This window comes from Burkholderia sp. Ac-20384 (assembly GCF_017104605.1).
In the GTDB taxonomy this organism is placed as follows: domain Bacteria; phylum Pseudomonadota; class Gammaproteobacteria; order Burkholderiales; family Burkholderiaceae; genus Burkholderia; species Burkholderia lata.
In genome coordinates, this window is sequence record NZ_JAAGPE010000308.1 from 1 (window position 1) to 10434 (window position 10434).

A 10434-nucleotide genomic window follows, 5' to 3' on the forward strand; every position below is an offset into this window, starting at 1 on the left:
TTTTTTTGATGTGCCGGCGCCCCCGGGCACCGACACAGTCTCATACACCCTTTCCCTACACGGCGCTCTTCCGAGCTACCCGAACCGCAACCGTTCGTCGCGCAGCGGCCAGCGCGGTCACTGAAGCCGTGCGGCTGCGCGCCGCAGGTGCTCGACCTGGCGTTGCCAGCGTGCGAGCACCGCGGCGCGCTCCCCTTCCAGCGTGAACGTGACGCCTGTCGCGAGACGCGCATAGCCGACCCGCTGCGCATCGCCGTGCGCGATCGTCGCAGCGAATCCGGCCAGTCCGCCGAAGTCCCCTTCGAGCGGCGCCATCCTCAATTGCGCCTGAAAGAACGCGCCGTCCGCGACGAGCGTCAACGCGGCCGACCGCCGTTGCGCGATCGCGCGCGCCGCACGCGATTGCGGCCAGAGCGCCAGCAGCAGCGTGCGCGCATCGTGTGCGTAGATCTCGCCGACGCCGAGCAGCGTCGTGCGCAACTGGCCGTCGTCGGTTGCGACGATCAGCGATGCGGCGAAGTCGGCATGACGTTCGAGCGCCGTGCCGTCGAACAACGAAACGACGGCCGGCGGCCACGCATCGAACGTCCATTGTTCGAGCGCGTGGCGATGGGTATCGGTCATGATGGCGTGGCCCCGGTGGAAAGCGGATGAAGAAGCCGCAGCATACGCGCGCCGGGCCGCGCCGCGGCGATCAGCGCAGGAACACGTGCCGCGTGATCTTGGTGAGCGGATAGTGGACGCCCGGCTGGATCTTCGCGGGCAGGTCGAGCGGCTTGAGCAGCATCTTCACGCACATGTCGGCCGACAGGTTGCGCCGCACGAGCGTGCTGATACGCGCGGCGCGTTCGCGGTTGTACTGGCTGTCGCCCACACGATCCGGATAGCGGACCGCGAACACGTGGCGCAGCGCGATCTCCGAATCCTCGTTCTTGATTTCCATCACGCGGCGCGCCAGCGCGCCGAGCACCGCGAGCCGGCCATTGCCCTCGAGCTGGTTGTACTTCTTGAAGAACTTGAAGAAGTGCTTGTAGTGGCGCACTTCGTCCGTGCGGATGTTGTCGGTGATTTCCTTCAGCACGGGCTCGTCCGAGCATTCGTTGATCGCGCGATAGAGCGTGGCCGTACCCGTCTCGACGACGCAGCGTGCAACCATCTCGAGCGCGCGGGTCTTCTCGAACGCCTCGACCTTGCAGGTCTTCGAATACTCGGCGAAGAAATTCGCGAACGCGGTATCCCAGTCGAACTCCGGCCACACGTGCGCGATGTACGCCTTCAGCGCGCGTCCGTGCTGCAATTCTTCGTGCTCCCATGCATTGTTGAGCCATGCGGAGACTTCCGGATCGTCGTTGAAGAACTGGCTCAGATTGCTCGTGTAGAGATCCGAGCCGCTTTCGATGAACGACGACGCGCACAGCAGCAACAACAGATCCTCGTTCGCGGCGGCACGTTGACGATCGATCCGGTTCAGGTCGATGTCCTCGATTCGCCACGGCATCACATGCGTCGTTTTGGTGTCCATGGTGGTGCGCTCCCAGTCGTCGCGCGGGGGCCGGCCCATGCCTTCGGCACAGGCGCCAACCGTCCCGCAGGCGGCGTTTTACTTGCGTTTATAGTGGATTGGTCCGGCCGAACCATGCTGGCATCTTAGCCGGACTTTGATGTTCGTGCTCCAGAGCACTGACCATACCGGACGAGCGCAGTTCCACGGCGTCTGTTGCCGTTCGTTAGACGAGTCCTTCAAACCGCTTGCGCCCGCTCGGCGATTCGGGCTGCCGCAAACGAAACGGGCGGCCATCCGGCCGCCCGCGAAGCGCACGAAATGCCGGCGAAAGCCGGCAGCAATCCATCAGAAACCGGCCGCCAGACCGTCGCGCCGGCTGTCGCTCGCGGCCACGTAGCCACGCTCGCGATCGTCGCGGTCGAGACGCCAGATGAACTGCCCCGAACCGAAATCCATGTAAGGATCGTCGATCGACTTGATCGTATGGCCGCGTGCGGTCAGCGCATCGACGGTCGCACGATTCATCGTTGCCTCGACGTCGAGCGTGAAGTCGCGGTTGACCTTCCAGCGCGGCGCATCGCAGGCAGCCTGCGGTTGTTGCCCATAGCCAAGCATCCGCACGACAGTCTGCAGGTGGCCTTGCGGCTGCATGTCGCCGCCCATCACGCCGAAGCTCATCACGGCCTCGGTGCGACCGTCGACCTCCTCGGTGACGAATGCCGGGATGATCGTGTGGAACGGCCGCTTGCCGCCCGCGACGACGTTCGGCGAAGCCGGATCCATCGAGAAGCCGTGCCCGCGATTCTGCAGCGCGATGCCGGTGCCGGGCACCACGAGCCCCGAGCCGAAGCCCATGTAGTTCGACTGGATGAAGCTCACCATCATCCCGCGCTCGTCGGCCGCCGACAGGTAGACCGTGCCGCCCGAATGCGGCCGGCCGGCGCCGAAATGCGTCGCGCGCGCGGGATCGATCAGCTTCGCGCGTTCGGCGAGATACGCATCGTCGAGCATCTGTTCAGGGGTGACCTCCATCGCGCGCGGATCGGCGACGTAGCGATAGACATCGGCGAACGCGAGCTTCATCGCCTCGATCTGCAGATGCTGCGAGTCGACCGAATCGACTGGCCATTCGGTCACGCCCGCGTGCTCGGCGATGCCGAGCGCGATCAGCGCCGCGATGCCCTGCCCGTTCGGCGGAATCTCGTGGATCGTGTGACGGCCGAAGCGCTTGCCGATCGGCTCGACCCATTCCGGCCGATAAGCATGCAGGTCGGCCGCGGTCAGCGCGCCGCCGCCTTCGCGGGAGAACGCGGCGATGCGCTCAGCGAGCACGCCCTCGTAGAACGCGCGGGCACCTTCCTTCTGCAGCGTGCGCAACGTCTGCGCATGGCCCGGCAGGCACACGCGCTCACCCACCTGCGGTGCGCGGCCGTGCGGCATGAAGGTATCCGCGAAACCCGGCAGCCCGTTGAGTTCCGGCACCGCGGCCGCCCACTTGTGCGCGACGATCGGCGGCACCGCATAGCCGCGCTCCGCGATCTCGATCGCCGGCTCGAGCAGGTCCGCGAACGGCAGCGAACCGAACTTCGCATGCAGCGCTTCCCAGCCCGCGATCACGCCCGGCACGGTGACGGTATCCCAGCCGCGCGTCGGCTTGTTCGCAATGCCGTTGCCCGCCTCGCCGTGGCGCTTGCGGAAATAGTCGACGTTCCATGCGGCCGGCGCGACGCCCGACGCGTTCAGCCCGGACAGCCGCTCGCCGTCCCACACGAGCGCGAACGCGTCGCCGCCGAGCCCGCACGATACGGGCTCGACGACCGTGAGCGCGGCGGCAGCGGCCAGCGCCGCGTCGACCGCGTTGCCGCCCTTCCACAGCATCCGCAGCCCGGCCTGCGCGGCGAGCGGGTGCGACGTCGACACGACGTTGCGTGCGAACACCGGAATGCGGGTCGTCGGATACGGGTTGTGCCAGTTGAAGCCAGTCATCGATTCCACCTCGTCGAAAGCTGAATGAACGCGCCGGACGCGCGCCCGCGTGCGCGGGCAATCCGCCATTGCAGCGCGATCGGCACAATCGCACAAATTCATTTATCACATGAATCAATGCCATTTCCGCATGAATGACGGACGACCATGCGGGCCGGGCCGGCCTAACGTCGTTGCCGCCCTTACAATACTCGCTCCGTCTCACGACACGACCATCGAGCCATGACCCGAGATCCCCGCCTCACCCTCAACGCGCGCCAGCAGGAACTGCTCGAATGGGTGCAGCGCGACGGCTTCGTGACCGTCGACGATCTCGCCGCGCACTTCGCGGTGACGCCGCAGACGATCCGCCGCGACGTGAACTGGCTCGCCGACCTGAACCTGCTGCGCCGCTACCACGGCGGCGCGAGCCTGCCGACCAGCTCGGAGAACGTGTCGTACACGGCCCGCCAGCGGATGTTCCACGACGAGAAGCGGCGCATCGCGGCGCTCGCGGCGTCGCACATTCCCGACCAGGCCTCGCTGTTCATCAACCTCGGCACGACCACCGAGGAAGTCGCACGCGCGCTGAACCGCCACCGCGGGCTGCACGTGATCACGAACAACCTGAACGTCGCGTCGATGATGAGCGGCTACCCCGACTGCGAGGTGCTGATCACCGGCGGCATCGTGCGGCCGTGGGACAAGGGGATCGTCGGCGAACTCGCGATCGACTTCATCCGCCAGTTCAAGGTCGACTACGCGATCATCGGCACGTCGGCGATCGAGGCCGACGGCACGCTGCGCGACTTCGACACGCGCGAGGTGCGCGTGGCCGAGGCGATCATGCAGCATGCGCGCACCGTCTATCTCGTGACCGACCATTCGAAGGTCGGCCGCCCCGCGCTGGTGCGCCAGGGCCACCTGAGCCAGGTACACGCGCTCTTCACCGACAAGCCGCTGCCGCCCGAGATGGCCGACACCGTCGCGGCCGCCGGCACCCAGGTGTACGTCGCGGAGTGACCGTGCCGATGCTGCACCGCACCCGAAACTTCAAGTGAAATCAAGAAGTTGGCGTCGCGAGCAAACCGCTTGCGCGTGGCTCGGCTGTCAAAGGGAAAATTAACGGGGCACGATTTGTCGTTGCCTGCGCGCTCGACTAGACTCCAGTTCCCCGGCCCGTTCCGCCGTTCCGCCTGTGCCAGGGCGCGGACGAATGACATGGCCGGCGAATGCAGCTTTTCCCCCCAAGCCATACCCCGACGGGTATCGCGCGTCGGCTTTTGCGCCGGGCGCGCGGGCTGACTGGTCGCCATGGAGAGAACGATGCTGAGTCCGCATGAATTCGCCACGCTATTGCTTGTGAAGGACGCTCCCGATCAAACCCACATGGATCGGGACGAGATCGACGCACTGCTCGAACAGCAGCTCGTTCGCCTGGAAGGACTCGGATCGGGGCGCAAATACTGCGTGACCGAAACCGGCGACGCCGCGCTGCGATCCATCAAATACCGCTATTCGTAAAACCACACCGCTCGTGACCTGACCGCGCCGCCCGCATTCGGGCCGCGCGGCCATTCCCGTTTCCCGCTCGCCGCAGCGTTCCTCAGCCTGCCTCAGCCGCCGCGCAGCGTCGGATCGACGGCCGCCCGCCAGCTGATGGCCTGTGCGCGCGCACCGTTGAAATACGCGATCCAGCCGGCACGCGTCGCCGCGTCAGGCGCCGCATAGTGCGTCGAAAGTTCGTTTACGAACGCACAATAGTTCGCTTCGGTCAGCCCGCGATACCGTTTCGCGACGTACGCGTCATACAGCGTCGAGTAGACCGGCTGCGCGTCCGTGCCCCAATCCCGTGCCGTGCCACCGCACGACGTCTGCAGGTCGACGAACGACGGCGTGCGCCAGTTGCCGGCGAGCGGCGGCATGCCGGCCGTGCACCCCGCCAGAAGCACGGCGCACGCGCCGGCCCACATCCCAATACGCATGATTCACCTCGTGAAACGGTCGATTCCGCCAGTATCGTCCGGGATCGCGCCGCGCGCTACTGGCCCCGCTTTTTCGAACTTTACTTTTTCGATTTCGTTCGTTAAATTTCGAATTCGAACATTTTCTGTTCACCCATTTCCATCAGACGATAAGGACAGCAGGTGACCCAACCGAATCGCTACGATCTGCTCGTCGTCGGCGGCGGCATCAACGGCGCGGGCATCGCGCGCGATGCGGCCGGCCGCGGCCTGTCGGTCATGCTCTGCGAGCAGGACGATCTCGCGTCGCACACGTCGTCGTCCAGCACGAAGCTGATTCACGGCGGCCTGCGTTACCTCGAGTACAACGAGTTCGGGCTCGTGCGCAAGGCGCTGCAGGAGCGCGAAACGCTGCTGCGCGCGGCGCCGCACATCATGTGGCCGCTGCGCTTTGTCATGCCGCACATGCCGAACCTGCGTCCGGCCTGGCTGATCCGCATCGGCCTGTTCCTTTACGATCACCTCGCAAAACGCGAGCTGCTGCCCGGCTCGCGCGGCATCGACATGCGCCGCCATGCGGCCGGCGCACCGCTGATCGATTCGATCAAGCGCGGCTTCGTCTATTCGGACGGCTGGGTCGACGACGCGCGCCTCGTCGTGCTGAACGCGATGGATGCGAAGGAGCGCGGCGCGGAGATCCTGACGCGCACGAAGCTGGTGTCCGCCGAACGCCGCGGCGACGAATGGGAAGCGCGGCTGCAGCACGCCGACGGTTCGATCCGCGTCGTGCATGCGCGCGCGATCGCGAACGCGGCCGGCCCGTGGGTCGGCGAAGTGCTGAAAGGCGCGCTCGGCCGCGGCGCGCACCACAGCGTGCGGCTCGTGAAGGGCAGCCACATCATCACGCGCCGCCTGTTCGATCACGACCACGCGTACATCTTCCAGAACCCGGACAAGCGGATCATCTTCGCGATTCCGTACGAGCACGATTTCACGCTGATCGGCACGACCGACGTCGAATACACGAACGATCCCGCGAAGGTCGCGATCGATCGCGACGAGACGCAGTACCTGTGCGATTCGATCAACCGCTACTTCAAGCGCAAGATCTCGCCGGCCGACGTGCACTGGACCTACTCGGGCGTGCGCCCGCTGCTGGAAGACGAGAACGCCGCGAACGCATCGGCCGTCACGCGCGACTACCGCCTCGAGCTGGACGACGGCGCGGGCGCCCCGCTGCTGTCGGTGTTCGGCGGCAAGATCACGACGTTCCGCAAGCTCGCGGAAGAAGCCGGCGACATGCTGTGCAGCGTGCTCGGCCGCGACGCGAAAACCTGGACGGCCGGCGTCGCGCTGCCGGGCGGCGACATCGCGAACGCGAAGTTCGACGCATTCGCCGATACGTTCGCCAAGCGCCATGCGTGGCTGCCCGCCGCGCTCGCGCGCCGCTATGCACGTGCCTACGGCACGCGCGCGGAGCGCGTGATCGACGGCGCGAAGTCGCTCGCCGAGCTCGGCGCCGAAGTCGCACCGGGCATCTACGACGCCGAACTGCGCTACCTGCGCGACGCCGAATGGGCGACCCGCGCGCAGGACGTGCTGTGGCGCCGCTCGAAGCTCGGCCTGCACGTGGCGCCCGGCACGCTCGACGCGGTGACCGCCGCGGTCGATGCGTGGTTCGCCGCCGCGCACGCGCCGCAGGCCTGATCCGAATGCAGTTGCAGTTGCCGTACCGACGTTGACTCACCGACGCGCCGCCCAACATGCGGCGCGCATCACAACTAAGCCAAATCCACGGATGGAGATGAGAGACATGCAGGATCAGTACATCCTCGCGCTTGACCAGGGCACCACGAGTTCCCGCGCGATGCTGTTCGATCGCCAGGGCAATATCGTTTCGATCGCCCAGAAGGAATTCGAGCAGATCTACCCGCAACCCGGCTGGGTCGAGCACGATCCGCAGGAAATCTGGTCGACGCAAGCCGGCGTCGCCGCCGAAGCCGTCACGCGCACGGGCCTGAACGGCACGTCGATCGCCGCGATCGGCATCACCAACCAGCGTGAAACCACGATCGTCTGGGATCGCGAGACGGGCCAGCCCGTCTACAACGCGATCGTCTGGCAGGATCGCCGCACGGCCGACTTCTGCGATTCGCTGAAAGCACAGGGCTTCGAGGCGAAGGTGCGCGCGAAGACCGGCCTGCCGATCGATTCGTACTTCTCAGGGACCAAGATCCGCTGGATTCTCGACAACGTGCCGGGCGCACGCGAGAAGGCGAAGCAGGGCAAGCTCGCGTTCGGCACCGTCGACAGCTGGCTCGTGTGGAACTTCACGAAGCACGAACTGCACGTGACCGACGTGTCGAACGCGTCGCGCACGATGCTGTTCAACATCCACACGCGCGAGTGGGACAACGAACTGCTCGACATGCTCGACATCCCGCGTAGCATGCTGCCGGAAGTGAAGGCGTCGTCGGAAATCTACGGCCACACGAAGACCACCGTGTTCGCGTCGAAGATCCCGCTCGCGGGTATCGCGGGCGACCAGCAGGCGGCGCTGTTCGGCCAGATGTGCACGCAGTCCGGCATGGTGAAGAACACCTACGGCACCGGCTGCTTCCTGATGATGAACACCGGCGACAAGCCGATCGAATCGAAGAACAACCTCGTCACGACGATCGCCTGGCAGATCGGCGACAACGTTCAGTACGCGCTGGAAGGCAGCATCTTCATCGCGGGCGCGGTGGTGCAGTGGCTGCGCGACGGCGTCGGCATCATCAAGTCGGCCGCTGAGATCGAAGCGCTCGCCGCGAGCGTGCCGCACACCGACGGCGTCTACCTGGTGCCCGCCTTCGCCGGCCTCGGCGCACCGCACTGGAACGCGCGGGCGCGCGGCTCGGTGTTCGGCGTCACGCGCGGCACGACCTCCGCGCACCTCGCACGCGCGGCGCTCGATTCGATCGCGTACCAGTCGCTCGACGTGCTGGCCGCGATGGAAGCCGATTCGGGCATCAGCATCGGCGAGCTGCGCGTCGACGGCGGCGCGAGCGCGAACGACCTGCTGATGCAGTTCCAGGCCGATCTGCTCGGCGTCGACGCGGTGCGTCCGCAGATCACCGAGACGACCGCGCTCGGCGCAGCCTACCTCGCGGGCCTCGCGATCGGCTACTGGAAGAGCCTCGACGACGTGCGCGACCAGTGGCAGCTCGATCGCCGCTTCTCGCCGTCGATGCCGAAGGAACACGTCGAACGCTGCATGTCGGGCTGGCAGCGTGCGGTGCGTGCCGCGAAGGCATGGGCCGACGACGCCCAGTAATCCTCACACACTTAAACGAAATACAACAACACCGGCGGACCGCGCCACGCGCGAGTCCGCGATGACATACGAGAGACAACCATGTCACCTTATATTGCAGAGTTCATCGGCACAGCGATCCTCGTGCTGCTCGGCAACGGCGCGGTCGCAAACGTGCTGCTTGCAAAGACCAAGGGCAAAGGCGCGGACCTGATCGTGATCGTGATGGGCTGGGCGATGGCCGTATTCGTCGCCGTCTACGTGACCGCATCGTTCAGCGGCGCGCACCTGAACCCGATCGTCACCATCAGTCTCGCGCTCGCGGGCAAGTTCGCGTGGTCGAAAGTCGGCGGCTACATCCTCGCGCAGATGCTCGGCGGGATGGCGGGCGCGTTGCTCGTGTGGCTCGCCTATCGCCAGCACTTTGCGAAGGAAGCCGATGCGGACCTGAAGCTCGCGGTGTTCTGCACGGCGCCCGCGATCCGCAGCGTCACGCACAACGTGCTGACCGAAGCGATCTGCACGTTCGTGCTGATCCTCGGCGTGCTGTACCTCGCATCGCCGCAGGTCGGCCTCGGTGCGCTCGACGCACTGCCCGTCGGCCTGCTTGTGCTCGGCATCGGCATCTCGCTGGGCGGCCCGACCGGCTATGCGATGAGCCCCGCACGCGACCTGTCGCCGCGCATCATGCACGCGCTGCTGCCGATCCCCGGCAAGCGCGACAGCGACTGGCGCTATGCCTGGGTGCCCGTCGTCGGCCCGCTGCTGGGCGGCGCCGCAGCGGCCGGCCTGTACCTGCGTCTGCACGCAATGGCCTGAACGCGGGCCTGTGACGAAGCGCGTGGCAATCGACCAAACGCGCGCTTCGGCAACAGGCTCTTTCGCCTGACCGCCGGCATGCCGGCATAGCGGCGCGGGTATCGCCCCCGTGCCGCTACTCCCCTCCTTCGTACTCGTTCCCACGGCCCGTGGCTCGCGCCGGTTGCGCATTGCGCGCGTCGCTTCGCTACCTGCCGCTCGCCTCTCCGATCAGCGATTTAAGCTTCACGTTCACGTCCGCCACTGCGGTCGGCATCACGTCCGCCCCACGCTCGACCAGCATCCGCGCAATCCGCATCTCCTTGACGAACCCCGACGCGCGGCCGAAACCACTCGCGGCGACGAGCCGCGCTCCGGCGTCGAAATGGAAATGGATTTCCGCGTCGTCGCCGAGCACGCGCGTGACCGATCGCTCTCCGAGCGCCGGCTCTCCAGCCACCTGTAACTGCGCGTCGTATTGATCCGACCAGAACCACGGCGTGTCGCGATACGGCTCGTCGGCGCCGAGCATGTTGCGCGCGGCGACGCGCGCTTGGGTCTCGGCGCCGTGCCACGTCTCCTGCCGGACCGGCCGCCCCGACAACGCACCCGGAAACACCGCGACGTCGCCGGCCGCGTAAATGCCGCGCGCCGACGTCTCGAGCCGCGCGTTCACGACGATGCCGCGCTCGACGGCGAGGCCCGCATCGCGCGCCAGCTCGTCGGCCGGTTCGATGCCGATGCCGGCGACGACCGTGTCGGCGATCAGCGTGTCGCCGTCGTCGAGTACGACTGCCAGCGCGCCACCCGCCGTCCGCTCGATCGCAACCGGCTGCCGGCTCACGCGAATGGCCACGCCCTGCTGTTCGTGAAGCGCGTGCACGCGCGCCGCGATCGAACAGCAGGGC

10 protein-coding genes are annotated in these 10434 nt (G+C 66.7%); 5 read left to right on the top strand and 5 right to left on the bottom strand.

The features are described from left to right. Positions 1–117: 117 nt before the first annotated feature. The 3 genes from G3O00_RS34965 to G3O00_RS34975 all read right to left on the bottom strand — a co-directional run bounded on the left by G3O00_RS34965 (position 118) and on the right by G3O00_RS34975 (position 3490). Positions 118–624, bottom strand: coding sequence for a hypothetical protein (locus G3O00_RS34965; RefSeq protein ID WP_011353106.1), 507 nt, complete (start codon positions 622–624; stop codon positions 118–120). 70 nt (positions 625–694) lie between these two features. Next, positions 695–1522 carry a ferritin-like domain-containing protein gene (locus G3O00_RS34970; protein WP_011353107.1) on the bottom strand — a complete coding sequence of 276 codons (828 nt, stop codon included), beginning with the start codon at positions 1520–1522 and terminating at the stop codon, positions 695–697. Between the two features lie 327 nt (positions 1523–1849). Beyond that, positions 1850–3490 carry a gamma-glutamyltransferase family protein gene (locus G3O00_RS34975; RefSeq protein WP_174930681.1) on the bottom strand — a complete coding sequence of 547 codons (1641 nt, stop codon included), beginning with the start codon at positions 3488–3490 and terminating at the stop codon, positions 1850–1852. A 222-nt stretch (positions 3491–3712) separates the two neighbouring features. Here G3O00_RS34975 and G3O00_RS34980 point away from each other — a divergent pair, with 222 nt between their 5' ends. Further along, entirely contained in the window at positions 3713–4492 is a 780-nt protein-coding gene (locus G3O00_RS34980) for a DeoR/GlpR family DNA-binding transcription regulator (RefSeq protein WP_206145716.1), read from the top strand. 303 nt (positions 4493–4795) lie between these two features. Further along, positions 4796–4993 carry a hypothetical protein gene (locus tag G3O00_RS34985; RefSeq protein ID WP_011353109.1) on the top strand — a complete coding sequence of 66 codons (198 nt, stop codon included), beginning with the start codon at positions 4796–4798 and terminating at the stop codon, positions 4991–4993. 92 nt (positions 4994–5085) lie between these two features. On the opposite strand, the gene G3O00_RS34990 is transcribed toward G3O00_RS34985, so the two are convergent. Continuing rightward, the gene (locus tag G3O00_RS34990; protein WP_206145717.1) at positions 5086–5454 is read right to left on the bottom strand and encodes a hypothetical protein; all 369 of its coding nucleotides are present in this window, start codon (positions 5452–5454) and stop codon (positions 5086–5088) included. A 162-nt stretch (positions 5455–5616) separates the two neighbouring features. On the opposite strand from G3O00_RS34990, the gene glpD reads away from it, so the two are divergent. The 3 genes from glpD to G3O00_RS35005 all read left to right on the top strand — a co-directional run bounded on the left by glpD (position 5617) and on the right by G3O00_RS35005 (position 9547). Next, a complete protein-coding gene (gene glpD, locus G3O00_RS34995; RefSeq protein ID WP_206145718.1) occupies positions 5617–7140 on the top strand; it encodes a glycerol-3-phosphate dehydrogenase in 1524 nt (507 codons plus the stop codon). A gap of 106 nt (positions 7141–7246) precedes the next feature. Next, positions 7247–8749 (top strand): glycerol kinase GlpK, encoded by a 1503-nt coding sequence (gene glpK, locus G3O00_RS35000; RefSeq protein ID WP_206145719.1) that lies wholly within the window; start codon positions 7247–7249, stop codon positions 8747–8749. Positions 8750–8830: 81 nt separating this feature from the next. Then, the gene (locus G3O00_RS35005) at positions 8831–9547 is read left to right on the top strand and encodes an MIP/aquaporin family protein (RefSeq protein ID WP_011353113.1); all 717 of its coding nucleotides are present in this window, start codon (positions 8831–8833) and stop codon (positions 9545–9547) included. 187 nt (positions 9548–9734) lie between these two features. Here G3O00_RS35005 and G3O00_RS35010 read toward each other — a convergent pair. Next, a partial coding sequence (locus tag G3O00_RS35010) for an FAD-dependent oxidoreductase (protein WP_206145720.1) occupies positions 9735–10434 on the bottom strand: 700 nt, incomplete at its 5' end.